We start from the raw sequence: 24472 nt of genomic DNA, 5'->3' as shown, positions 1-24472 counted from the left end.
GACCGCCCGTCCGGGAGTTTCCCGGGCGGGCTTTCACCGTTTCGGGCGCTGCGGTAGCCCGGCTCGAACCGAAGCGCTGTGCGACGCTGAACACAGTCATTCCGCTCGGGTGACGCGGTGGCGGACTCCGGTGACGAACAATGGTCGGAACCGGCCCACGGATGAAGGAGCACTGCGGTGGCCCACCCCGATTCGCTGACGCCTGGATCGGCGTCGGGATCGGGTGCGCGTCGACGGAGCCGGCTCAAATCGCTGGCCCGCGGGGCGGCCGGCGCGGCCTGGACGATGTCCGCCCCGCTGCGCTGGGGCGCCGGTGTGGCCGTCCGCGCCTCCGAGGCCGCGGTGTCCGAGGTGGCCGCCCGCGCCCTGACCCGCCCGGCCGCGGCCCCGGATCCGCCGGTGGGTGCCGGCCCCGGCCAGGAGACCGCACCCGGGATGCTCGACCGGGCCTTGAGCCCGCTGCGGCCGGTGATCGACGCGGTGGTTCGGCTGGCCCTGGAGGGTCTGGACCTGACCCGGGTGGTGCTCGAGCAGGTCGACCTGGACGCCGTGGTGGCCGCGGTCGATCTGGATTCGGCGGTCGCCCGGGTCGATCTGGACTCGGCGGTCGCCCGGGTGGATCTGGATGCGGCCGTGGCCCGCGTCGACCTGGACGCGATCGTGGACCGGGTCGACGTCAAGCGGATCCTTGACCGGTTGGACCTGGACGCGATCGTCGCCCGGGTCGACATCGAGCGAATCCTTGACCGGTTGGATCTGGATGCGATCGTCGCCCGGGTGGACATCGTGCGGATCATCGATCGGCTGGACATCGACGCCATCGTCGAACGGGTGGATCTGGACCGCATCATCAACCGGCTCGATCTGGACGCCATCGTCGCCCGGGTCGACATCGAGGGCATCGTCGCCGGTTTGGACCTGGACGCCATCGTGGCCCAGGTCGATCCGGACGCCATCGTCAGCCGGGTCGACTTCGACCTGGCGATCTCGCACATCGACCTGATCGGCATCGCCACCGCCGTCGTCGACGGCATCGACCTGGCCGGCATCATCCGCGATTCGACCGGGTCGTTGGCCTCGGAGGCGGTGCACGGTGTGCGGGTGCAGGGTCAGCAGGCGGACGACGCCATCGGCCAGTTCGTCGGCCGGATGCTCGGCCGTCGACGGCAACTCGACGGCGCCCCGATCGTGCCGCGGCCGGGCGAGCCGCCCGCGGTCAACGGCCGGGCCTCGCTCAACGGCCACCACGACCCACGCCTGGATCCGCGCCCGCCGGCCGACCGGAACCGGACGCCGTGACCGCGCCCACCCCTCATTCCGCGCTGGGCCAGACCGAGCAGCGTCCGGCCGGCATCGTCACCCGGTCGCTGGCCGCCGGCATCGACCTGGCCGTCGTCATCGTGGTCTGTTCGGTGGCCTACCTGGGTCTGGCCCTGGCCCGGTTGGCCTGGGCGCCCACCAGTTTCACCTGGCCGGACGTCCCTTTCCTGGCCTCGGTCGCCTTCGCCTTCGCCTTCGCCGTGCTCTACCTGACCATCGGCTGGGTGACCACGGGGCGCAGCTACGGCGGCTATGTGATGGGCCTGCGGGTGCTGACGAACGGGCACCGGATGCTGCGATGGGCGCAGTCGTTCCTGCGTGCGGTGTTTTGCGTGTTCTTTCCGGTCGGCCTGGCCTGGGTGATCTTCAGCCCCAAGCGGCGCTCACTGCAGGACGTCGTGCTGCGCACCACCGTCGTCTACGACTGGCACGTGGTCGCCGATTCGTGACCGGGAGCGTGCGCAGATGTGCACGCTCTGCACGACCAGGTCCAGCGCCTCGATCCGGGTCAGCAACTCGTCGATCTCCTGCGGCTCCGCGGTGCCGTGCACCGTCCGGCCCGCGTGCTGCTCGAAGGTGTGCATCTCCGGCAGGGCCGAGCGGATCACCGAACCGACCCGGCCGGCGACGTGGAACTCGTAGATCGGGGTCATCGAGGACCCTCGGTCGGGCCCGCGTCGTCGGTCTCGCCGATGCGGCGCACCTCGATCAGTTCCAACCCCAGGCTCTGCAGCCGGTTGATGATGCCGTGCAGGGCCGCCTGGTCGGGCACCGGCCCGCGCATCACCGTGCGCACCGGTACGACCTCGACCGTGAACGACTCGATCTCCTCGAGCACTGAAGCCGGCAGCTCCCCGGAGACGCTGATCTCGTAGTCCAGTGTCGTCATCCGTTCCTCCCGAGTCGGGTGCGATGTCGGAGTCGGGCAGCGAGTCCGGGGTCTCCGACGAACACCCGCACCGCTGGATGCTCTCCCAGACGGGTGGCCGGCGGCGTCACCCCGACCGGATGGTTGTGACCGGGTTGGGACCCCGGTCCGCGGCTGTCGAGATCGGGCGCGAACCGGCGGGACCAAGGTCCTGACTAGCCCCGATGTCACTGTCGGTGGCGGTTATCCCCCGGTTGTCCCCTGTACGCTGACCCGGTCGGACTGGTCGCCGTTGCCAGTTGTGCGCGATAAGCGAAATCTGACGTATTCGCTCGGGGCTTCGGCCGGGTCTGCGAGGGTGATGAGAGTTGACTGCTCCGGCGCGTGAGCTGGTCACGCTGCGCACCCGTCCCCCGTCGACCCTGCCGGCGGGGGTCCGTCGCCGACGGCTCGAGACGGCGCTGGACCGGTCGTTCGACCGCGTGTTGACCTTGGTCAGCGCGGGTCCCGGCTTCGGCAAGACGGTGACCGTGGCGTCCTGGGTGCAGCTGCGCCAGATCGACCACTGCTTCGCCTGGCTGACCCTGGACCATTTCGCCGACTCCGTGCACGGGTTCTGGTCCGACGTGCTGGCCGCGATCCGGTTCAGCGACGCGGTGCCGGCGGACAGCCCGCTGCATGAGATCAGCCCGGCCAGCTCGTTCGGCTCACGGGAGGTCGACAGCCTGCTGGCCCAGCTGGCCGACCTGCGCCGGCCGGTGGTCCTGGTGCTGGACGACTTCCACCTGATTCGCAACCCCGAGGTGCTCGAGTCGATCGCGACCCTGCTGGACCGGCAACCGTCCAAGCTCCGGTTGGTGCTGACCACCCGCGCCGATCCGGTGCTGCCGCTGCACCGGTTGCGGGTGGCCGGCCAGTTGACCGAGATCCGCAGCCGCGACCTGGCCTTCACCCTCGAGGAGTCGGCCGATCTGTTCGTGCTGGAGGGCTTCGCGCTGACGGCCGAGCAGCTGGACGATCTGTACCGGCGCACCCAGGGCTGGCCGGCCGGGCTGCGGCTGGCGGCCATGACGCTGGATCGGGCCGACCTGGCGGCCAGCATCAACCGGGTCACCGGCAGCGACCGGGCGATCGCCGAATACCTGGTCGGGGAGGTCCTGGACCGCTCGGAGCCGGCCGACCGTGAGTTCCTGCTGCGCACCAGCATCGTCGACCGGTTGTGCGCCGACCTGGCCGACCGGTTGACCGGCCGCGACGACGGCCAGCAGGCGCTCGGCCGGCTGCTGCGGTCCAACGCCCTGGTCACCGCCCTGGACGATCGTGATCAGTGGGTCAGCTATCACCCGCTGCTACGCGAACTGCTGCGGCACCGGCTGCTGCTCGAGCACCGGGCGATCGTGCCGGAGCTCCAGCGCCGGGCCGCGGCCTGGTTCGTCGAGCGCGGCGATCCGATCGAATCCCTGCGCCACTCGATTCGGGCCCAGGACTGGGACGGGGCCGGCCGCACGCTGATGCTCTGCATCCCCAAGATTCTCTCGGTCGAGGCGCCCATCCTGGCCGCCGCGATCCGGCCGCTGGCCGACCGGGCGGTCACCCACCCGGGTCTGTTCCCGCTGCTCGCGGCGGCCGCCTCGCACCTGCAACAGCAGGACTACGCGGCCGTGCACCAGAACATCGTGGACGCACGCCAGTACGTGGACTCCGCGCCGGACGAGCTGCGGCCGTTGATCACGGTGCTGCTCGAACTGTTCGAGATCGCCTACTGCCGGCTGGTAGGCGACGCGACCGGGCTGGCCAACCAGTGCGACAAGGTGCTGCGGCTGGTCGACGAGATTCCGCGGCGGGACCTGCCGCTGGCCCCGCACTTCCGGGCCATCGCCACCGCGAACCTGGGGGCGGCCCAGCTGTGGACCGACGACCTGGGCGCGGCCGAACTGACCTTCGCCGACGGCGACCGCCAGCTGAACGACCTGGGCCTGGAGTTGACCCTGCTCAACACGGTCTCGTTCCAGTCGGTGATGGAGGCGATGACCGGGCGGTGCCGGCGGGCCGAACGGCGGGCCCGGCAGGCGCTGGCCCTGGTCGACCGGCGTGGCTGGGGATCGGAGACCCAGTCATTCGCGCTGCACCTGGCCCTGGGCATGGTGCTCAACGCCCGCGGCCAGGCCGACGAGGCCATGCGGGCCTTCGGCCGAGGCTTGAGCGTGAGCCGCACACAGAGCGACCGGATGGTCCGGCTGGGCCTGGCCGTCGGCGCGGTGGAGGCCGCCGTGCTGCGCTCGGACGTGGCCGGGGCGATGGAGGCCGACGCCCGGGCCCGGGCCGGCCTGGCCCGCACGCCCGGGACGCCCATCCGGATGCGCTGCTGGGCCGACGTGGCCGGGGCGCAGACCCTCATCGCCGCCGGGCTCCCGCAGGAGGCGATCGAACGGCTGGGCGAGCCGGCCGACGACCGCGGCTTCTCCGCCGTCTGGCAGCGGGCCTGGCTGGCCCGGGCCCACCTGGAACTGGGCGCCCTGCACCGGGTGGAAGAGCTGGTCCGGCCGGTCATCGAGCCCGGCTGGCAGTACCGGGAACCGGTCATCCTGGCCCGGCTGCTGCTGGCCATCGCGGCCGAGAAGCAACACCGGGACGGGTTGGCCCTGACCCACTTCACCGCCGCGGTCGAGTTGGCCCAGCCCGAGGGGATCCGGCGCCCTTTTCTGCAGCTGGCCAGCCGGCTGGCCGGGCCCCTGCACCGCTATCAGGTGCTCGACGGACCGAACACCGCGTTCGTGGTCGAGTGCATCGGCGCGGCCCCAGCCGACGCGCACAGCCCGGCCGGGCAGGTCGAGCACCTGACCGAACGCGAACTGATCGTGCTCAAGTACCTGCCGACGATGCTGAAGGCCGGGGAGATCGCCGACGATCTTTTCGTGTCGGTCAACACGGTCAAGGCCCATCTGCGGTCCATGTATCGCAAGCTGGGGGTCAGCAACCGCCGGGAGGCGGTGGAACGCGCCCGGTCCCAAGGGCTGTTGTAGATCTGCTGCGCGAGGTTGCCGACTGCGTCCGAGGGTGTACGCACGGTGGTCGATGGACACAGCATCCATTGGTGCCCGTCGCGCAGTAGGTGAGGCGAGAAGCCCCGAACGTCGCAGAAACGGACAATCCATTGCCCAAGCACGAATCATCCGCCCCGGCCGGCGAGGCCGTCGCCACCGCGACGGACGACCCGCCCCGCCGCCCCGCCCGCCGCTCGGCGGTGCTGCGGGCCGTCGGCCTGATCGGCGTCGTGGTGATCTGGCTGCTCATCGCCGGCCTGGGTGGCCCGGCCATCGGCTCGCTGTCCTCCGTGCAGTCCAACGATCAGGAATCGTTCCTGCCGGCCGGGGCCGAGTCCGTGGCCGCCACCGAGGCGGCCAAGGCATTCAGCGACTCCGGGCAGCTGCCCGCCTTCGTCGTGTTCACCACCGACGGGAGCACCGCCACCCAGCAGCAGCTGGCGTCGTGGGGGGCCTACACGCAGACCCTGGCCAGCCAACCGGTCGGCGTCGACGGCGCGCTGGGCACGGTCGGCGACTACCTGATCGACGCGCCGGACGGCCAGCCCGTCCCGATCCCGCTGGTCCCGTCCGCCGACGGGCAGGCGGCCCTGGTCATCGTGCCGTTGTCGCAGGACAAGGTGACCGCGGTCGACGCCAGCGGCAAGGCTCCGCTCACCGAGGTGGTCAAGAGCTTGCGGACCGCCGGCCAGGCCGTCGTCGACGCCGATGCGGCCGGCGGCTCGGTGCACCTCACCGGCCCGGCCGGGCTGATCTCCGACCTCGGCGCCGCCTTCGCCGGCATCGACGGCCTGCTGTTGCTGGTCGCGCTGTCCGCGGTGCTGATCATCCTGGTGCTGGTCTACCGGGCGGTCGCGCTGCCTTTCGTCGTGCTGTTCACCTCGATCAGTGCGCTGGCCGCGGCCGGCGGGCTGGTCTACCTGCTGGCCAAGAACGACGTGCTCAAGCTGAACGGGCAGAGTCAGGGCATCCTGTTCATCCTGGTCGTCGGCGCCGCAACCGACTACGGGCTGCTGCTGGTCTCCCGCTACCGGGAGGAACTGACCCGGGTCGACTCGACCTGGATCGCGATCAAGCGGGCCTGGCGGGCGTGCCTGGAGCCGATCGCGGCCAGCGCCGGCACCGTGATCATCGGCCTGCTGTGCCTGCTGCTGTCCGACCTGAACTCCAACAAGGGCCTCGGGCCGGTCGGCGCGATCGGCATCGCCGCCTCCTTCGTCGCCGCGCTCACCCTGCTGCCGGCCCTGCTGATGGCCGGGCGCTGGTTGTTCTGGCCGCGGATCCCGCGGGTTGCCGAGCACGTCGGCGGCGCGCACGCGATCAGCCACCGGGGCAAGCCCGGGCTGTGGGAGAAGGTGTCCGTGTTCGTCGTCCGCCGGCCTCGGCGGATCTGGATCGTCACCGTCATCGTGCTGGGTGCGCTGTGCGCGTTCGTGCCGACCTTCAAGGCCGCCGGCACGGCGCAGACCGACGTCTTCCTCACCGAGGTCGACTCGATCGCCGGCCAGGACGCGCTGACCGAACACTTTCCGGGCGGTTCGGGCAACCCCGTGATCATCATCGCGCCGGAGGCGATCGCCGACGAGGTGGTCGCCGCGGCGGCCGGGGTGGAGGGGATCTCCGGGGAACCGGCCGTGCTCACCGCGGCCGGGGTCGGCCCGCAGGCCGCCGGCCTGCCGCCGCTGGTGGTCGACGGCAAGGTGCAGATCGAGGCCACCCTGACCGCGGCCAGCGACTCCGAGGCGGCCGAGGAGACCGTTCGCGCGGTGCGCACCGCCGTGCATGCCGTGCCCGGCGCGAACGGCCAGGTGCTCGTCGGCGGGACCACCGCCATCCAGGTCGACACCAACGACACCTCCTCCCGCGACCTGAAGGTGATCATCCCGGTCGTGCTGGTGGCGATCCTGTTCGTGCTGATCCTGCTGCTGCGTTCGCTGATCGCGGCCCTGCTGCTGGTGGCCGCCACCGTGCTCTCGTTCGGCGCGGCGCTGGGGGTGTCGGCGTTGATGTTCAACCACGTCTTCGACTTCCCCGGCTCGGACCCGGCGGTGCCGCTGTTCGCGTTCGTGTTCCTGGTCGCGCTGGGGGTCGACTACTCGATCTTCCTGATGACCCGGGCCCGGGAGGAGGTGGCGTTCCACGGTCCGCACGACGGCGTGATGCGGGGGCTGGCCGTCACCGGCGGGGTGATCACCAGCGCGGGCCTGGTCCTGGCCGCGACGTTCGCCGCGCTCGCCGTGATCCCCATCCTGTTCCTGGCCCAGATCGCCTTCATCGTCGCCTTCGGCGTGCTGCTGGACACCTTCGTCGTGCGCACCCTGCTGGTGCCGGCGGTCGCGATCGACATGGGCTGGTTCACCTGGTGGCCGATCCGTCCCAAGCCGACCAAACACCAACTCGCCCAGCGGACGCCGCCGGCCGAGGCGTCCTCGCCGGTGCCCGTCGACCACTGACGGTCAATCGCCACCGGCCGGTGCGGGCGGACTACTGTCGCCGGGGGTCCGGGACCAGGCCGGGCCACCGGTGAAGGGAATGCCGCCACGATGACCGACATCCGTCCCGGCGACTGCGCCGACGCCCTGGCGCAAGTGCGCGAGCACTCGCCGTTGGTGCAGTGCCTGACCAACATCGTCGTCGCGCAGTGGACGGCGAACGTGCTGCTGGCGGTCGGCGCGGCCCCGGCCATGGTGGACAACCCGCAGGAGGCCGGTGCCTTCGCCCGCATCGCGGGCGGGGTGCTGATCAACCTGGGCACCCCCTATGCGGACACCGCCGCGGCCATGGAGCAGGCCGTGGCCGGGGCCACCGACGCCGGCACCCCCTGGGTGCTCGATCCGGTCGCGGCCGGCGCCCTGGCCTGGCGCACCGAGATCGCCGGGACGCTGCTGGCGGCCGGCCCGACCGTGCTGCGGGGCAACGCCTCGGAGGTGATGGCGCTGACCGGCGGCGCCGGCGGCAAGGGCGTGGAGTCGGTGGACACCCCGGAGGCCGCGCTGGACGCCGCGGTCGAGCTGGCCGGCCGGCACGGCACCGTGGTGGCGATCAGCGGCCCCGTCGACCACCTGACCGACGGCACCCGGGTGGTCCGGGTCAGCAACGGCCATCCGCTGCTGACCAAGGTGACCGGCGTCGGCTGCGCGCTCGGCGCGATGATCGCCGGCTTTGCCGCCGTGCTGGACGACCCGCTGCTGGCCGCGGTCGGCGCCACCGCCACCCTGACCGTCTGCGGGGACCGGGCCGCCGCCGCGGCCGCCGGCCCGGGCTCGTTCGCGGTCGCCCTGCTGGACCAGCTCGCGCTGCTGACCCCGGCCGAGCTCGCCGACCGGGTCCGGCTCAGCTGACCGCCCGCCCGGCCGACGCCACCGCCGACGACACCGCCACCGACACCGCCATGGCGCCCCGCCCGCTCGACCTGACGTTGTACCTGGTCACCGACACCCGGCTGTGCGGCGCGACCGGCTCGAACGGCGCCGACGGGGTGGCCGCGACGGTCCGGGCGGCCGTCGCCGGCGGGGTCACCGCCGTGCAGGTGCGGGACCCCGACGCCGCCGACGAGGAGTTCGTCCGGATCGGGCGAGCGGTGGCCGCAGTGCTGGCCGGCACCGGCGTCCCGTTGATCGTCAACGACCGGGTGCACCTGGTCGCCCGGATCGGCGCCGACGGTGCGCACGTCGGCCAGGGCGACCTGGACCCGGTCGCGGCCCGTCGCATCCTCGGGCCGGACAAGCTGCTCGGCCTGTCGGTGCAGACCCTGGCCCACGCCGAGGCGGCCGCCGCCCTGCCCGCCGGGTGTGTCGACCACCTGGGCGTCGGGCCGGTCTGGTGGCAGGCGACCAAGCCCGACGCCGCCGACCCGGGCGGGCTGAGCGCGCTCTCGGCGATCGTCCGGCGCAGCCCGGTGCCCTGCGTGGCCATCGGCGGCATCGACGCCGAACGGGCCGCTCACGTCCGGGCGACCGGCGCCGCCGGGGTCGCCGTGGTCAGCGCGATCTGCGGGCAGCCCGACCCGGCCGCCGCCGCCCGCCGCATCCGCGACTCCTGGGCCGCCGCCGGCTCGTCGTCCCGCGGGGCGGGCTGATCAACTCGGCGAAACCCGGTCCGTTTTGCCCGGTTTCGCGCCGAGTTGATCCGCCCGCCGGGAGGGGAGGTCGTGGCCAAGGCGCAGGATCCCGGCCCGGCGGGACCTTCGTCCCTGGTTGTTGTCGGGCCCCGGACGCAGGCTGGGATCAGGTCGTCCGACGGGTTCGGGTTCGGATCGGGTGGACGGCCGGACAAGGAGTTCGATCATGACTGGCGTCCGGCAGCAGATCCTCGTCGGACTGGACGGATCGCCGGAATCCCTGACCGCCGCCCGTTGGGCCGCCCGCGAGGCCGGGTTGCGGCATGTGGCCGTGCAGTTGGTGCACGCCTTCGACATCCCGGTGTTCGCCGGGTGGGGCTACGCGATCCCGACGGACTTGACCGAGGAGCTCTACCGTGCCGGGGAGCAGTTGCTCGCCGACGTCGCCCATCAGTTGCGGGCGCAGGACCCCGAGCTGGAGATCACCGGCCGCCAGGTGCGGGCCGACCCGCGCCCGGTGCTGGTCCAGTGGTCCGAGCGGGCCGTGCTGACGGTGGTCGGCACCCGAGGCGGCGGGCGGATCCCCGAGGCGATCCTCGGCTCGGTCACCCAGCACCTGACCGCCCACGGCCGGTCCCCGGTCGCCGTCATCCCGGCCGGCACGATGCGGGATGACGGTGCTCCGGCCGGGCCGGTGGTGCTGGGCGTCGACGGGTCGCGGACCAGTGAGGCCGCCGTCGAGTTCGCCTTCGACGAGGCCGACCGGCGCCGCGCCGCCCTGCACGCCGTGCTGGTCGTCGACGACGTCGCCCCGCGCGGCTCCGGGTGGGCGGTCGCGCCGGACGCGGCCGCCGACGAGGAACACGCCGTGCTGGCCGAACAGCTCGCCGGCTGGGCCGAGAAGTACCCGGACGTCGTCGTCACGCCGCAGGTACGTCACGGCCGGACCGTGCCGGAGCTGCTCCGCGCGGACCCGCAGGGCCCGGCGCCCGAGTTGATCGTCGTCGGCAGCCGCGGCCGGGGCGGCTTCTCCGGCCTGCTGCTGGGCTCCACCAGCCACGCTCTGATCGGCCACAGCCCCTGGCCGGTCGTCGTGGTCCGCGGCGCGGTCACCGAGCGCCCATGAGCTCGGCGCGGTCGGCGCATCTACCCCGACGGATGCGCCGGCCGCGCCGGGGACAGCGGCGTCGCCGGCTGTTCCCGACGCCCGTGCGGGCCGGTTCGGCCCCATGGTGGCGGTCGTCGACGCCGCTCGACGGACCCCAAGGGTCCCGCCGTCGTCCCGGCATGATCCACTCGACGCCGGCGGTGGCCCGTCGTCCGGTGCGCCGCCCCGATGTCCTGGGGAGGTCCGCGTGCCGATCACGTCCGCGCAACGCATCGCCGGGGTCGCCGAGCATGTGCTCGGCGGCCCGCTGCCCATCCGGATCCGGGCGTGGGACGGCAGCGAGACCGGACCGCCGGAGGCGCCGACGCTGGTGGTCAGCCGGCGGGCGTTGCGCCGGCTGGTGTATTCGCCCGGGGAACTGGGCCTGGCCGAGGGGTACCTGGCCGGCGATTTGGAGGTCGAGGGTGATCTGGCGGCGGGGTTGTCCGCGGTGTGGGCGGCCACCCGCCAGGGGGACCTGGCCCGGCCGCGGTTGCGGCTGACGGACTACCCGCGGCTCGCGGTGGCCGCCGCCCGGTTGGGGGCGCTCGGGCGTCGCCCGCCCCGCCCCGGCGCCCACGCGCTGCTGTCCGGGGACAAGCACTCCCGGGACCGGGATCGGGCCGCCATCGCCCACCACTACGACCTGTCGAACGAGTTCTACGAACTTCTGCTCGGCCCGACCATGGCCTACTCCTGCGCCTACTTCACCCAGGGCCCGGACCAGGACCTGGACGACGCGCAACGGGCCAAGCTGGACTTGATCTGCCGCAAGCTGGGGCTCGGCCCCGGCCAGCGGCACCTGGACATCGGCTGCGGCTGGGGCTCGCTGATCTGCCACGCCGCCGAGCACTACGGCACCCGCTCGGTCGGGGTCACCCTGTCCCGTGCGCAGTACGACTTCGTCGCCAAGCGGGTCGCCGCGGCCGGCCTGAGCGACCTGGTCACCGTCCGGCTGGCCGACTACCGCGAGCTGATCGGCAGCGGCACCGACCGGGCCGCTTTCGACGCCGTGACCAGCATCGAGATGGGCGAGCACGTCGGCGACGACGAGTACCCGGTGTTCGCCCGGATCCTGCACGACGTGCTGCGGCCCGGCGGCCGGGCGCTGGTGCAGCAGATGTCCCGCGGTCGCACCCAGGCCGGTGGCGGCCCGTTCATCGAGACCTACATCGCCCCGGACATGCACATGAAGCCGGTCGGCAGCACGGTGTCGATGCTCGGCGAGGCCGGGCTGGAGGTCCGCGACGTGCACGCGCTGCGCGAGCACTACGGCTGGACGGCCCTGGCCTGGCTCCGGATCCTGGAGGACCGCTGGGCGGAGGTGGTGGCGATGACCGGTGAGGTCAACGCCCGCGTCTGGCGGCTGTACCTGATCGGCGGCGGGCTGGCCTTCGAGCAGAACCGGATGGGCGTCGACCAGATCCTGGCCTGCCGGCCCGACGAGGGCGGCGCCACCCCGGGCCGGTCCGGGATGCCGCCGACCCGCCGGGCCTGGGAGCGGGACTGATCATGGCTCGATCGGGCAAGGCCGGGACGGTCGCGTTCGGCCAGGAGACCTACGACGGGCAGTTCCAGCGCACCCTGTCGGCGTCCTACGCCGGCATGGCCGACCTGGGCGAGGCGTTCGCGACGGCCCGGGAGATCGGCAAACCGGACCCCGAGCGCTGGTACAACGCCTGGTTCGGTCGGGCCGAGGCGGTCCGCGCGAGCGCGGAGGCCGCGGCCGCCGCGCAGGACCGGGCGTCGGCCCGCGGCGCGTTCCTGCGGGCGGCCGAGTACTACCGCCAGGCGTACTTCTTCCTGCGCCGGGACCTGGACGATCCGAGCCTGCGCCGGGCCTACGCCGCCCAGGTCGGCGCGTTCACCGCCGCCGTCGAGCTGTTCGACACGCCCGTCGAGACGCTGGCCGTGCCCTATCAGGGGACGACGCTCAAGGCCTACTTCTTCGCCCCGGACGGCAGCGGCGCGCCCCGGCCGACGGTGCTGGCCCCCTGCGGATACGACTCCACCGCCGAGGAGGGTCTGGTCTTCGTCACCGGAGCCCTGGAACGCGGCTACAACGCGGTGGTCTTCGAGGGCCCGGGTCAGGGCGCCGCGCTGTACCGGGACCGGCTGTGGATGCGGCCGGACTTCGAGGTCGTGCTCACCCCGGTGGTCGACCTGGTGGCCGCCCGGCCGGACGTGCGGGCCGATCGGCTGGTGCTGATCGGCCGCTCCTTCGGCGGGTACCTGGCCCCGCGCGCGGCCGCGTTCGAGCACCGCATCGCGGCCCTGGTGTGCGACCCGGCCCAGCCGGACCTGGGCGCCCGGGTCCCGCAGGGGCCGGCCGGGGTGATCGCCCCGCTGATCGTGGCCGCCCAGATGCGGGTCAGCGTCGACCGGCGGGAGTTCTTCGGGGCCCGGCTGGCCGTGCACGGGCTGACCAAGGTCTCCGCCTACTTCACCGAGCTGCGCCGCTACACCCTGCTCGACGTGGCCGATCGGATCGCCTGCCCCACGCTGGTCGTCGAATGCGAGGGCGATTTCGTCGGGGGCGGGGGACCGGCCCTGATCGCGGCGATGACCCACGCACCCACCACCCTGGTCGAGCTGACCGCCGCGCAGGGCGCCGGTGGCCATTGCGGCGGGCTCGGCCAGCGGGTCTGGGACCAGGTCGTCTACGACTGGTTGGCCACCGTGCTGCCCGCCGAACCGCCGGACGAGCCGGACGGGCCTCCGGACGGGCCGGACGAGGACCGCCGCGGCGGCCAGGGCACGAACCCCGAGGTGCGGGCGACGTAGTCGGCGTAGCCGGGGCGGGACTGGCTCATCCGCCGCTCGGTGAGCGCCTTGCCGGTCTTGGCCACCAGCAGCCAGATCATCAGCGCGGGTGAGAGCACCGTCAGCCAACCCCACCAGGACCAGGTCACGGTCAGGAAGATGCCGACCCAGACGCAGGCGTCGCCGAAGTAGTTCGGGTGCCGGGTGTAGCGCCACAGGCCGCGGTCCATCAGCTTGCCCTTGTTGGCCGGGTCGCGGGTGAAGGCGGCCAGCTGGGCGTCCCCGACGGTCTCGAAGACCAGGCCGACCAGGTACACGGCCAACCCGACCCAGATGATCGGTCCGGCCGGCCCCGGCAGCACCATCGCCACCTGCACCGGCAGCGAGACGAACCACATGGTCACGCCCTGGGGCAGTTGCACCTTGCGCACGATCACGCCGGGTCCACCGGCATCGGCCAGCATCTCGGCGTACCGCGGATCCTCGGGCTTGCCGTGGTTGCGGATCAGGATGTAAGTCCCCAGCCGCAGCCCCCACACCACCACCATGCCCAGCACCAGCAGGCGCAGCGTGCCATCGCCCGGGCTCTGGCCGGCGGACGAGCCCGCGACCAGGCCCGAAACGACGAAAGTCACCAGCGCGATCGCCGCGAACCCCGGCCCCCAGGCCGCGTCGATCACCGAGTACTTGCCGGTCACCCGCCCGGCCAGGAAGGACACCGCCATCACCGCCGCGGCGGTCGCCAACGCGGCCGCGGTGACGATCAGGAAGCCATTCATCACCGATCCGCCTTTCCTGCTGGGGCCATCGAGAGCTCGGGGTGCTCCGCCGGTCGGCCGGCAACCGGTTCCCGACCGGCGAACCCCTCTGACCGCGGTCGGGAACCAGCTCCGCCCGGGGGTTGTTCGGAGCCGCCGGACCCCCGGATGGGCCCGATCGGACGCCGAATTCCGGCCTCGACCATCGCGGTCAGTGTTCGGGGTGCAGCGGCGAGTGGGTGGCGCCGACCTGGTGCAGCAGCGTGTGGATCTCGTCGCTGGCGATGCTCCACCGGCGCTCGCGACCCGACCGCTCGGCCCGCACGATGCCCCGCACCCGCAGCGCGGCCAGCGCGTGCGAGGTCGCGTTGGCGGTCATCCCGACGGTGTCGGCCAGGTCGGTGACGTTCATCCCCGGGGCGTGGTGCACGGCCAGCAGGATGCGCAGCCGGTTCGTGTCCGACAGGGCCTGGAACAGCTCGGCCCAGTCGTCGATCACTCCGGGATCGGCCGCCCCGAGGGTGTGGCCGGGGTCCGCGGTCGGTGTGTCCACCGCTCCAGTCTGTCAGCCCGGCCCGGATCGAGGGGCCACATTCGGTCGTTCCTTGGGCCGGGCAAAGGTCCGCAAGTGGCCCCTCGATCGGAGGTCGTCAGCGAAATCGGAACGTCTGAGCCGATGATCAGACGTGGGTCTATGATCGGCTGGTTCGTCCGGCCCAGCAGCGCCGAGGAGGCGGGATGCACATCCCCGACGGGTTCATCAACGCGCCGACGTCCATCGTCGGCGGGGTGCTGGCGGCCGGTCTGATCGCGGTGTCGATCAAGAAGGCGGGCGACGCGCTGGACGACCGGCAGCTGCCGCTGGCCGGCCTGGTCGCGGCCTTCATCTTCGCCCTGCAGATGCTCAACTTTCCGGTTGCCGGCGGCACCAGCGGGCATCTGCTCGGCGGCTGTCTGGCCGCCGTGCTGGTCGGTCCGTGGGTCGGCAGCCTGGCCATGTCGGTGGTGTTCATCGTGCAGGCGCTGGTCTTCGCCGACGGCGGCCTGACCGCGCTGGGCCTGAACATCATCCTGATGGGCTACACCACCTGCTTCGTCGGCTACGGCATCTTCCGGCTGCTGCGCCTGGTGCTGCCCCGCTCCAGGACGGGCGTCACCCTGGCCGCCGGCGGGGCCGGCTGGTGCGGGGTGGTCGCCGCATCGATCGTCTTCGTCGGGTATTACGCGATCGGCGGGACGGGCGGCGCGTCGACCGGCACCGTCGCGGTGGCCATGATCGGAGTGCACATGCTGATCGGCATCGGCGAGGCGGTGATCACCGGCCTGACCGTCGGTGCGGTGATGGCCACCCGGCCCGACCTGGTCTACGGCGCGCAGGACCTGCGCGCCGCCCTGGTCACCGGCGATCCGGCCGGGCAGCCGTCATGAGCCGCCGGTCGATCGGCCTGTTCATCGCCGGCGGCCTCGCGCTGGCGTTGCTGCTGGCGTTCGCGGTCAGCCCCTGGGCCAGCTCCGAGCCGGACGGCTTGGAGCGGGTCGCGCTGGACCAGGGCTTCGCCGAGAACGCCACCGAACATGCGACCGGGGGCAGCCCGCTGGCCGACTACTCGGTGAGCGGCGTCGACCACGGCGCGCTGTCCACCGGCCTGTCCGGGGTCATCGGGGTGCTGCTGTGCTTCGCCCTCGGGGCGGGGCTGCTGGTCGCGATCCGCTGGTCGCGCCGCCGCTCGGTCGCACGCACGTCCGCCGCGCGGGACTGACCGGCATGGGCGGCGGGCACGGCCACACCCACGTGCTGTTCGTGCACCACGACTCCGGGGTGCACCGGCTGGCTCCGCAGTGCAAGGTCGTCGCGACCGTGCTGTTCGTGTTCGCGGTGGTGGCGACCCCGCGGGAGGCGTTCTGGGCGTTCGCGGTGGACGCGGTGATCCTGCTGATCGTGGCCCTGGCCGCCCGGGTGTCGCTGCGCCGGTGGGCCCGCCGCTGCCTGGTCGAGGTGCCGTTCCTGCTGTTCGCGGTCTTCCTGCCGTTCGTCGGCACCGCCCCCTACGTGCAGGTCGGTCCGCTGCTGCTGTCCGAGCCGGGACTGTGGGGGGCGTGGAACATCGCGGTCAAGGGCACGCTCGGCGTCGCCGCGTCGGCCCTGCTGACCGCCACCACCACGGTTCCGGACCTGCTGCGGGCGCTGGAGCGGCTGCGGGTGCCGGCGGCGTTGGTGGCCATCGCGACGTTCATGATCCGCTACGGCGAGGTGCTCGCCGCCGACCTGGCCCGGATGCGCATCGCCCGGGTCTCCCGGGGTGACGATCCCCGCTGGCTCTGGCAGGTCCGCGGGCTGGCCCAGACCGCCGGTGCGTTGTTCGTCCGGTCCTACGAGCGGGGCGAGCGGGTGTACGTGGCCATGCTGGCCCGCGGGTACGGCTTCGGGCCGGTCGCCCGCGCGGGTCAGCAGGCGCCGCGGCGGTCCTGGGCCCGAGCCCTGTCCGTGCCGGCGGCCGCGGCCGTGGTCTGCGCCGCCGCGCTGACGGTCGGATGAGCGGGCCGGCCGGGACGCTGCAGGTCCGGGAGCTGGCCTTCGCCTATCCGGACGGCCGGCAGGCGCTGTTCGGGGTCAACCTGGACGTCGCCGCGGGGGAGCGGGTGGCCATCCTCGGGCCCAATGGGGCCGGCAAGACGACCCTGGTGCTGCACCTGAACGGCACGCTGACCGCGGGGGCCGGCTCGGTGACCGTGGACGGCCTGAGCGTCGGCAAGCCGACGCTGCGGGAAATCCGGCGCCGGGTCGGCATCGTCTTCCAGGACCCCGACGACCAGCTGTTCATGCCCACCGTGCGCGACGACGTGGCCTTCGGCCCGATCAACCTGGGCTACCGGGACGCCGAGCTGGCCGCTCGGGTCGACCGGGCGCTCGCCCTGACCGGCATGAGCGGCGCGGCCGACCGGGCGCCGCACCATCTGAGCTTCGGCCAGCGACGCCGGGTGGCGGCCAGCACGGTGCTCTCGATGGACCCGTCGATCCTGGTGCTCGACGAGCCCTCGTCCAACCTGGATCCGGTGGCCCGCCGCGAGTTCGCCGACATCGTGCTCTCGCTCGGGCTGACCACGCTGATCGTCACCCACGACCTGCTCTACGCGCTGCAGCTGTGCCCGCGCTCGGTGATCATGGACGGCGGCCGGATCGTCGCCGACGGGCCCACCGAGCAGATCCTGGGCGACGCCGAGCTGCTGGCCGCGCACCGGCTCGAGCTGCCCTACGGCTACGTCCTGCCCTGAGCCGCACCTACCCCACGCCCACGCACGCCCCCATCCGCCGACTTGCCCCACGCGCACCGCTGCGCGGACGTCAGCGGTGCGTGTGGGGCAAGTCGGCGCGACGAGCGGGCCGGGGGTCGGCGCGACAAGCGGGCCGGGGGACGGCGGGGCAGGGGGACAGCGCAGGGCGGCGGGTCCGATCAGTACGGCGGCGCGCCCCAGACGTAGACCTGGTCGCCGACCGACAGGGTGCTGAAGAACGTCGCCGAGGCGTCCCAGGACAGGTGGATGCAGCCGTTGGACTGGTCGTACAGGCTGCCCTGGTGGAAGGCGATGTCGCCGTCGAAGAACACCGAATTCGGCATCGGCGCGTTGTTGAACAGCGACGATTTGTGGTTCTTGTCCTTCCAGAACACCGAGAAGGTGCCGGTCCGGGTGCGCGAGCCGGCGGCGCCGGAGGTGATCGAGACCGGGCCGTAGGTGATCTGCCCGCCGGACTGCAGCCAGGCCTGGGTGTTGGCCAAGTCGACGCAGGCCGATGCGCTGGCCGGGCAGGGGTTGCTGGCCTGGGCGGCCGCCGCGCCGGCGGCATTGGGGTTGGCCACCGGGGCCTTGACGGTCAGCGTCGCCGACGCGGTGTTCGGCTCGAACCGCACGTCGCCGGCGTAGGTCACGCTGACCGTGTGGTCACCGGCGGCCACCGCCGACGCGGTGCCGGTGATGATGCCCTTCTCGTTTACCGCGCCGGCCGCGATCTGCGTGCCGTCCACGGAGATGGTGGCCTGGCCGCTCGGGCTCTGCGGGGTGCCGACCACGTCCGCGGTGACCACGACGTCCGCGCCGGGGGCGGGGTTGTCGGTGAAGGAAATGACGATGTCGACGTTGGTCTGCGTGGTCGTCACGGTGAACTGGCCGGTGGACGCCTCGGCCGCGGCGTTGCCGTCGTAGCGGGCGGTGTAGGTCTTCGGGCCGGGATCGGCGGTGTTGTAGACGTCGAGCCGCACCTGGCCGGCGGCGTCGACGTCGCCCTCGGCGACCACGGTCGCACCGTCCAAGACGGCCACGTGCCCGGTGAGGTCGGCGACGCCCGGCGCGGCCACGGTGATCTGGAACGACTCGCTGTCGCCGTACCGGATGCTGTCCTTGCCGACGCCGGCGGTGACGGTGGACGCCGCCTTGGCCACCGTGTAGCCGGCGGTGCCCTGGGCCGGTTGCAGCAGCGCCCCGGCGGCCGGGGTGAACGCGGCGGCCACCGCATGGTCGCCGACCGCGAGGCCGGCCGGCAGCGGCACGGAGGCGCTCCCGGATGCCACCGACGCCGAGCCGGCAGCTGCCCCGTCGACGGTGAAGGCCACCGCTCCGGCGACCGCGGTCCCGTCGGCGGCACTGACCTGGGCGTGCACGGCCCCGTCGGCCACCGAGACGGCGACCTGGACGGCCGCCGCGACCGGGGCGACCGAGGTGGACACGTCGGCCACCCCCGACGAGCTGACCGAGCTGGCCGAGGTGGGGGCACTGCTGGAGGTGGTCGGCAGCCCGCCGCCCGAGCTGCAGGCGGTCAGCACCGCCAGCAGGACGGCGACGGACGCGGCCTTCGCCGCGGTGACGGTGGTTCGTGTGGTCCGCATCGGCGCCCCCAAGCGTTGATCCATGGTGGCACGGCCGAATCCGGGATTCCCACGATTCGTCCGGCCCGTGCTCAGACGCACGACGGCCGCGCCGGTGCCCCCCGATGGCTCCCGATTGCGCAGCAGTGGCCGGCACGCTACCGGACCCGGCGGCGCCTTCCGACCCGTCAGCGGATCCGGCGGTCGATCGGCGCAGGTGGCCGGGCGGCTGACGAGACGCACATCACGTCGCCCGCCTTCATCCCGTCCTAGTGCCGGAGCCCGAGCCGGTCGTGCAGCCGGCGCAACGGCGCGGGCGCCCACCAGTTCCATTCGCCGAGCAACGTCATGGTCGCCGGCACCAGCAGGCAGCGCACCAGGGTGGCGTCGATGGCGACGGCGACGGCCAGCGCGATGCCGGTCTCCTTGATCACCAGCAGGTCGCCCAGGGCGAAGCCGCCGAAGACCAGGACCACGATCAGTGCCGCCGAAGTGATGATCCGGCCCGAGCGCTGCAGGCCCATCACCACGGCCTCGTTGTTGCTCATCCCCTGGTCCCGGTACTCCTTGATCCGGGACAGCAGGAACATCTCGTAGTCCATGGCCAGACCGAAGCCCAGGGCGACGACCAGGATCGGGATGATCGCCTCGATCCCGCCGACCGAGGAGAAGTTCAGCAGCGACTCGAACCGGCCGTCCTGGAAGACCAGCACCAGCACTCCGAGCGAGGCACCGAGCGAGACGACGTTGATCAGCAGCGCCTTGATCGGCACCAGGATCGAGCCGGTGAGCAGGAACAGCAGCACGAACGTGGCCACGATGACGACGGCGATCGCCGCCGGGGCCTGCGTGGCGATGGCGTGAGTGAAATCCATCAGGTGCGCGGTCTGGCCGGTGACCCAGGTCCGGTAGGGCAGCCGGAGCTCGCGCACGTGGGTGACCACGTTCCGGGCGTCGGCGCTGCCGGGGTCCGGGTCGGTCATGAAGACGCTGATGGCCGCGTGCGCGTCGCCGACCGGGCGCGGTGGCGAGACCAGTTCGACCCCGGGCAGCTCGGAGATGTCGGCGGCCAGCTCGGCCATGTTCGCCGGTTCGGTCTGCCCGACCACCACGACGGCGGGCAGCCCGAACGACGGGTACTGCTCGGCCAGGGTGTCGAAGAAGATCCGGTCGGGGGCCGACGGTGGCAGCAGCTGTTCCCCGGAGCTGCGCATCTCCAGCCGCAGCGCGGGCGCGGCCAGCAGCCCGAGGATCGCCAGCACCCCGATCATCACCAGCCACGGCCGGCGCTGGGTCCAGCGGGCCAACCGGGAGAAGACGCCCTCCTCGGGGGCGACGTCGCCGAGCTTGTTGGCCAGCCGCTTGAGCACCGGCACCTTGGTCAGGGCCCCCGGCCGCAGCATCCGGGCGCCGGCCAGCGCCAGCAGCGCCGGCACCAGGGTGAGCGCGACGAGCAGGGCGACCACCACCACGCTGACCCCGGCCGCCCCGATGGCCCGGAAGATGCTCGCCTGGAACAGCATCAGCCCGGACAGGCTGATGGCCACGGTGATCGCCGAGAACAGCACGGTCCGCCCGGCCGTGCCCATGGTGGTGACCAGGGCGTCGGTGCGGGCGTCCCGGGTGGATCGCGTGGTCAGGGTGGCGAACCGTTTGCGCAGCTCCTCGCGGTACCGGGAGACGATCAGCAGCCCGTAGTCGATGCACAGCCCCAGCCCCATCACGGTCACCACGTTGACCACGCTGGCGTCCAGGTCGATGAAGTAGGAGAAGGCCAGCAGGGTGACCAGCGCACCGCCGATGGAGGCGATCGCGCCGAGGATGGGCATGCCGGCGGCGACGAAGCCGCCGAAGACCAGCACCATCACCAGCAGGCTGATCGGCAGGGCGATCAGCTCGCCCTTGACCAGGTCCTTCTCCACCTGCCCGGTGACCGCGTCGAGCAGCAGCGACCCGCCACCCACCTGGGCGGTGGACCCGGGGTACTGCGCGGTCAGTTCGGTGCCCAGAGCGGTGAGCCGGGCCTGCACGTCGTCCAGGGCCTGGTTCTCCGGTGCCTTGGCCAGATCCGGTTCCAGGGTGACCGAGACCAGGAACCCGTTGCCGTCCTTGGCCACCAGCTGGGCGGCCTGCGGGTTGTCGACCCCGCCGGGGACGGTGATCGGCTCGGCCACCGAGGCCACGCCGGGGATGGCGGCCAGGTCGGCGTGGGCCTGGCCCACCGGTTCGACCAACCCCGGGTCGGCCGGGTCCAGGCCATGCATCAGCAGGCTCATCGACTGCCCGGTCGAGCTGTTGTCGGTCAGGATCTTCTGGCCGTCATCCGACTCGCCGGGCACTGTGAGCTGCCCGGTGTTCAACCGCGCGAACAAGCCATCGCCGACGGCACCGGTGGCCGCGGCGAACGAAGCGAAGGTGATGAGCACCCAGGCCAGCACGATCCAACCCGGATGCCGGGCGACTGCGCGACCCAGGGCGTGCAACATCAGACGATCGTCACAAACCCGGTACCGAACGTCGCGGGCAGGGGGTCGAAGTCACCCATGGTCAGCCGACGTGCACCCGGGGTCGCACGTTCTTGTCGGGCTCGGCCCGCCGCAGCACCTCACGGGTGGTCGGGGCGATCTCTCCGTCACCCAGGAACAGGAACCGCACCAGGTTCGACACCGGGTTGCCCTCGGTCCAGCCGAAGTAGACGTTGGGGCGCACGCCGTACTCGTCACGCAGGTGCAACAGCAGCGCGGCGATCGAGTTGGCGACCACCGGGCTGTGCATCTCCAGCACCCGGCGCCCGTTGCGGATGGTGCCGTGCACCTGCAGCCGGCTGCTGAACTCCGAGGCGTCGGTGACGGTCACCTCCAGGAAGATGATCGGGTCCTCGGCCGGGATGTGGTTGGTGATCCGCTGCTGGCGCTCCTTGAACGCCAGCGAGTGTTGGCCCTCGGGCTCCGGATCGTGCGCGACCAGCTGGACGTCGCGGCCGGCGTAGTCGGCGAAGAAACTGGCCGCCTTGGCGTCGAGCACGATGCTGCTGGCCCGCAGCTCGAACGCCCGGCTGACCCGGGACAGCATGGACACCACCACGATGGCCAGGATGAACAGCGAGGCGATGCGCACCCCGTCCGGCCGTTCGATGATGTTGTCGATGGTCGTGTAGACGAACACGGCGGCGATGACGCCGAAGCCGACGGCCTGCGGCCGGTGCCCGCGTTGGGCCGCGGACAGGGTGACCGCGACCGACGCCGAGGTCATCAGCACCAGCACGCCGGTGGCGTACGCGCCGGACTGCTTGTCCACGTTGGCGTCGAACACCCAGGTCACCAGGAACGCGATGGCGCCGAAGACCAGCACCAACGGGCGGACGGCCCGGGCCCACTCCGGCGCCATCCCGTACCGGGGCAGGTACCGGGGGACCAGGTTGAGCAGGCCGGCCATCGCCGACGCCCCGGCGAACCAGAGGATGAAGATGGTCGACGCGTCGTAGACGGTGCCGAAGCCGTTGCCCAGGTACTCGTGGGCCAGGTAGGCCAGGGCCCGGCCGTTGGCCTGCCCGCCGGGGGCGAACTCGGACTGCGGGATCAGCAGGGTGGTGATGATGCTGGAGGTGATCAGGAAGCAGCTCATGATCACGGCGGCGGTCAGCAGCAGCCGGCGGGTGCCCCGGATCCGGCCTTCGGGCTTGTCCTCGGTCTCCTGCGGGTCGCCCTTGACCTGCGGCATCACGGCCACCCCGGTCTCGAAGCCGGACAGGCCGAGCGCGAGTTTGGGGAAGACCAACAGGGCGATGCCGACCATCATCCAGGGGCTGGAATAGCTGGTGGTCAGCGCGTTCGTCCAGTCCGGGATCACCTGCGGGGCGGTGATGATGTGCTCGAGCCCGACGACGACGACCACGAAATTCAGGGCCAGATACAGCCCGACCAGGATCACCGCGATGCCGATCGCCTCGGTGAATCCGCGCAGGAAGACCGCGGCGAGCAGGGCCAGCAGGATCAGCGTGATCAGCATGGTGTGCCCCGACCACGACTCAGGGATGAACGGGTTCTCCACCAGGTGCGCGGTGGCGTCGGCGGCCGAGAGCGTCATGGTGATCAGGAAGTCGGTGGCCGCGAACCCGAGCAGCACCAGCACGAACACCTTGCCGGCCCACTTGGGCAGGTGCTTTTCCAGCATCGCGATGGAGCCCTCGCCGTGCGGGCTCTCCCGGGCCACCCGCCGGTAGACCGGCAGCGCACCGAACAGGGTGAGCAGCACCAGCACGATGGTGGCCAGCGGGGAGAGCAGGCCGGCGGCCAGCGCGGCGATGCCCGGCTGGTAGCCCAGGGTGGAGAAGTAGTCCACGCCGGTCAGGCACATGACCTTCCACCAGGAGTGCCGCTTGTGCTCGGCCTGCGGGACCTGGCCGGGGCCCAGGTGGCTGCCCCGCTTGTCGATCAGCCCCTCGAGCAGCCAGGCTCGCAGCTTGCTCGGCGGCTGGCCCACCCGCGGGTGACTGCCGGTCGCGCTGGCGGTCATGCCGGGGTCGAGTTCGGGCTCGTGCTCGGCAGCAGCATCGAGGTGGACAGCCGGTGCTTGGTCTCGATGGTGCGGATGGCGCCGCTGCTCGAGCGCATCGACAGGGTCTGGGTGATCGCGGTGTCCCGGGCGAATCGCACGCCGCGCAGCAGCTCGCCGCTGGTCACCCCGGTGGCCACCAGGTAGGCGTTGTTGCCCTTGACCAGATCGTCGGTGGTCAGGATGGCGTCCGGGTGCAGCCCCAGGTCGCGGGCCTGCCGGGCCTCGCCGGTGGTGCGGGGGGCCAGCTTGCCGTAGATGGCCCCGCCCAGGCACTTGACCGCACAGGCGGCGATGACGCCCTCCGGGGCGCCGCCGATGCCGACGGCCAGGTCGATCTCCGACTCGTCGGTCAACGCCAGCAGGGCGCCGACCAGGTCGCCGTCGAGCAGGAACATGATCCGGGCGCCGGTACTGCGGATGCGGCGGGCCAGGTCCGCGTGCCGCGGTCGGTCCAACAGGGCGACGGTGACGTCCCGCACGTCGACGCCGCGGGTACGGGCGATCGCCCGCACCGTGTCCTCGACCGGGGCGGCGATGTCCAGGACGTCGGCCAGTTCGGGGCCGACCACCACCTTGTCCATGTAGACGCACGGGCCGGGGTCAAACATGGCCCCCCGGTCGGCCAGCGCGATCACCGAGATCGCATTCGGCAGGCCCTTGGCGGTCAGCCCGGCGCCGTCGATCGGGTCGATGGCGACGTCGACGAGCGGGCCCTGGCCCGAGCCGATCCGCTCACCGGCGTAGATCATCGGGGACTCGTCCTTCTCGCCCTCGCCGATGACCACGACCCCGCGCATCGGGATGGTGCCCAGCACCGGTCGCATGGCGTCGGTGGCGGCGCCGTCCACCTCGTCGTCGTCGCCGCGACCCAGGAAGCGGGCACAGGCGATGGCCGCCGCCTCGGTCGCCCGGACCAGTTCCAGGGCCAGGATCCGGTCGTCGTCCAGGCTCGGGATCCTTGGCGTCGCCAGTTCCTCGTCCGGGTCGTGTCCCGGTCCGGCGGATGGCGCATCGAGCGAGTCGTCGACCGCGGCGTCGAGCGAGTCGTCCAGCATCGCGGACCCGTCCTTCCCTTAGGGAGTCCATCGTGCTCCGT

20 protein-coding genes and 1 pseudogene are annotated in these 24472 nt (G+C 72.4%); 13 read left to right on the top strand and 8 right to left on the bottom strand.

Features of this window, described 5'->3' with window-relative positions:
• Positions 1–177: 177 nt before the first annotated feature.
• Together NAMU_RS25730 and NAMU_RS25725 are read left to right on the top strand one after the other, a co-directional pair.
• The gene (locus NAMU_RS25730) at positions 178–1299 is read left to right on the top strand and encodes a hypothetical protein (RefSeq protein WP_015750266.1); all 1122 of its coding nucleotides are present in this window, start codon (positions 178–180) and stop codon (positions 1297–1299) included.
• Positions 1296–1769 carry an RDD family protein gene (locus tag NAMU_RS25725; protein WP_015750265.1) on the top strand — a complete coding sequence of 158 codons (474 nt, stop codon included), beginning with the start codon at positions 1296–1298 and terminating at the stop codon, positions 1767–1769. The genes NAMU_RS25730 and NAMU_RS25725 overlap by 4 nt, the downstream gene beginning before the upstream one ends.
• On the opposite strand, the gene NAMU_RS25720 is transcribed toward NAMU_RS25725, so the two are convergent.
• A complete protein-coding gene (locus NAMU_RS25720) occupies positions 1704–1973 on the bottom strand; it encodes a hypothetical protein (RefSeq protein ID WP_041369461.1) in 270 nt (89 codons plus the stop codon). The genes NAMU_RS25725 and NAMU_RS25720 overlap by 66 nt on opposite strands.
• A complete protein-coding gene (locus tag NAMU_RS25715; protein ID WP_015750264.1) occupies positions 1970–2209 on the bottom strand; it encodes a hypothetical protein in 240 nt (79 codons plus the stop codon). The genes NAMU_RS25720 and NAMU_RS25715 overlap by 4 nt, the downstream gene beginning before the upstream one ends.
• A gap of 347 nt (positions 2210–2556) precedes the next feature.
• Here NAMU_RS25715 and NAMU_RS31580 point away from each other — a divergent pair, with 347 nt between their 5' ends.
• The 7 genes and pseudogenes from NAMU_RS31580 to NAMU_RS31625 all read left to right on the top strand — a co-directional run.
• Positions 2557–5211 carry a helix-turn-helix transcriptional regulator gene (locus NAMU_RS31580; RefSeq protein WP_015750263.1) on the top strand — a complete coding sequence of 885 codons (2655 nt, stop codon included), beginning with the start codon at positions 2557–2559 and terminating at the stop codon, positions 5209–5211.
• A 131-nt stretch (positions 5212–5342) separates the two neighbouring features.
• Entirely contained in the window at positions 5343–7685 is a 2343-nt protein-coding gene (locus NAMU_RS25705; protein WP_015750262.1) for an MMPL family transporter, read from the top strand.
• 90 nt (positions 7686–7775) lie between these two features.
• Positions 7776–8573, top strand: a complete 798-nt coding sequence (gene thiM / locus NAMU_RS25700; protein ID WP_015750261.1) for a hydroxyethylthiazole kinase — start codon at positions 7776–7778, stop codon at positions 8571–8573.
• A 50-nt stretch (positions 8574–8623) separates the two neighbouring features.
• On the top strand, positions 8624–9310 hold the full coding sequence (thiE, locus tag NAMU_RS25695) for a thiamine phosphate synthase (RefSeq protein WP_015750260.1): 687 nt from the start codon (positions 8624–8626) through the stop codon (positions 9308–9310).
• A gap of 208 nt (positions 9311–9518) precedes the next feature.
• Positions 9519–10418, top strand: coding sequence for a universal stress protein (locus NAMU_RS25690; protein WP_015750259.1), 900 nt, complete (start codon positions 9519–9521; stop codon positions 10416–10418).
• Between the two features lie 229 nt (positions 10419–10647).
• Positions 10648–11949 (top strand): SAM-dependent methyltransferase, encoded by a 1302-nt coding sequence (locus NAMU_RS25685; protein WP_015750258.1) that lies wholly within the window; start codon positions 10648–10650, stop codon positions 11947–11949.
• A 2-nt stretch (positions 11950–11951) separates the two neighbouring features.
• A pseudogene (locus tag NAMU_RS31625) lies at positions 11952–12710 on the top strand (alpha/beta hydrolase family protein); the annotation flags it as partial.
• A gap of 389 nt (positions 12711–13099) precedes the next feature.
• On the opposite strand, the gene NAMU_RS28750 reads toward NAMU_RS31625, so the two are convergent.
• Positions 13100–13981, bottom strand: coding sequence for a DUF1295 domain-containing protein (locus NAMU_RS28750; protein ID WP_015750256.1), 882 nt, complete (start codon positions 13979–13981; stop codon positions 13100–13102).
• Between the two features lie 190 nt (positions 13982–14171).
• Positions 14172–14513: an ArsR/SmtB family transcription factor gene (locus tag NAMU_RS25670; protein WP_015750255.1), complete on the bottom strand. Its 342-nt coding sequence runs from the start codon at positions 14511–14513 to the stop codon at positions 14172–14174.
• A gap of 185 nt (positions 14514–14698) precedes the next feature.
• Between NAMU_RS25670 and NAMU_RS25665 the strand changes: the two genes are divergently transcribed.
• The 4 genes from NAMU_RS25665 to NAMU_RS25655 are packed head-to-tail and all read left to right on the top strand — an operon-like array spanning position 14699 to position 17233.
• On the top strand, positions 14699–15388 hold the full coding sequence (locus tag NAMU_RS25665; protein WP_015750254.1) for an energy-coupling factor ABC transporter permease: 690 nt from the start codon (positions 14699–14701) through the stop codon (positions 15386–15388).
• On the top strand, positions 15385–15720 hold the full coding sequence (locus NAMU_RS30720; protein WP_217180649.1) for a PDGLE domain-containing protein: 336 nt from the start codon (positions 15385–15387) through the stop codon (positions 15718–15720). The genes NAMU_RS25665 and NAMU_RS30720 overlap by 4 nt, the downstream gene beginning before the upstream one ends.
• A 5-nt stretch (positions 15721–15725) precedes the next feature.
• Positions 15726–16496 carry a cobalt ECF transporter T component CbiQ gene (gene cbiQ, locus NAMU_RS25660; RefSeq protein ID WP_015750253.1) on the top strand — a complete coding sequence of 257 codons (771 nt, stop codon included), beginning with the start codon at positions 15726–15728 and terminating at the stop codon, positions 16494–16496.
• Positions 16493–17233 carry an energy-coupling factor ABC transporter ATP-binding protein gene (locus NAMU_RS25655; protein ID WP_015750252.1) on the top strand — a complete coding sequence of 247 codons (741 nt, stop codon included), beginning with the start codon at positions 16493–16495 and terminating at the stop codon, positions 17231–17233. Before cbiQ ends, NAMU_RS25655 begins: the two co-directional genes overlap by 4 nt.
• A 179-nt stretch (positions 17234–17412) precedes the next feature.
• On the opposite strand, the gene NAMU_RS29645 is transcribed toward NAMU_RS25655, so the two are convergent.
• The 4 genes from NAMU_RS29645 to glpX form a co-directional block, all read right to left on the bottom strand.
• Positions 17413–18840, bottom strand: coding sequence for an Ig-like domain repeat protein (locus NAMU_RS29645; protein WP_015750251.1), 1428 nt, complete (start codon positions 18838–18840; stop codon positions 17413–17415).
• Positions 18841–19088: 248 nt separating this feature from the next.
• The gene (locus NAMU_RS25645) at positions 19089–21305 is read right to left on the bottom strand and encodes an MMPL family transporter (protein ID WP_015750250.1); all 2217 of its coding nucleotides are present in this window, start codon (positions 21303–21305) and stop codon (positions 19089–19091) included.
• Between the two features lie 61 nt (positions 21306–21366).
• A complete protein-coding gene (locus NAMU_RS25640; RefSeq protein WP_015750249.1) occupies positions 21367–23334 on the bottom strand; it encodes an APC family permease in 1968 nt (655 codons plus the stop codon).
• Positions 23331–24431 carry a class II fructose-bisphosphatase gene (glpX, locus tag NAMU_RS25635; RefSeq protein WP_015750248.1) on the bottom strand — a complete coding sequence of 367 codons (1101 nt, stop codon included), beginning with the start codon at positions 24429–24431 and terminating at the stop codon, positions 23331–23333. Before glpX ends, NAMU_RS25640 begins: the two co-directional genes overlap by 4 nt.
• Positions 24432–24472: the final 41 nt, after the last annotated feature.

It is taken from the genome of Nakamurella multipartita DSM 44233 (assembly GCF_000024365.1).
GTDB lineage: Bacteria > Actinomycetota > Actinomycetes > Mycobacteriales > Nakamurellaceae > Nakamurella > Nakamurella multipartita.
Note: the sequence above shows the minus strand (reverse complement) of the source record. Positions and strands in the feature narration are given on the sequence as shown.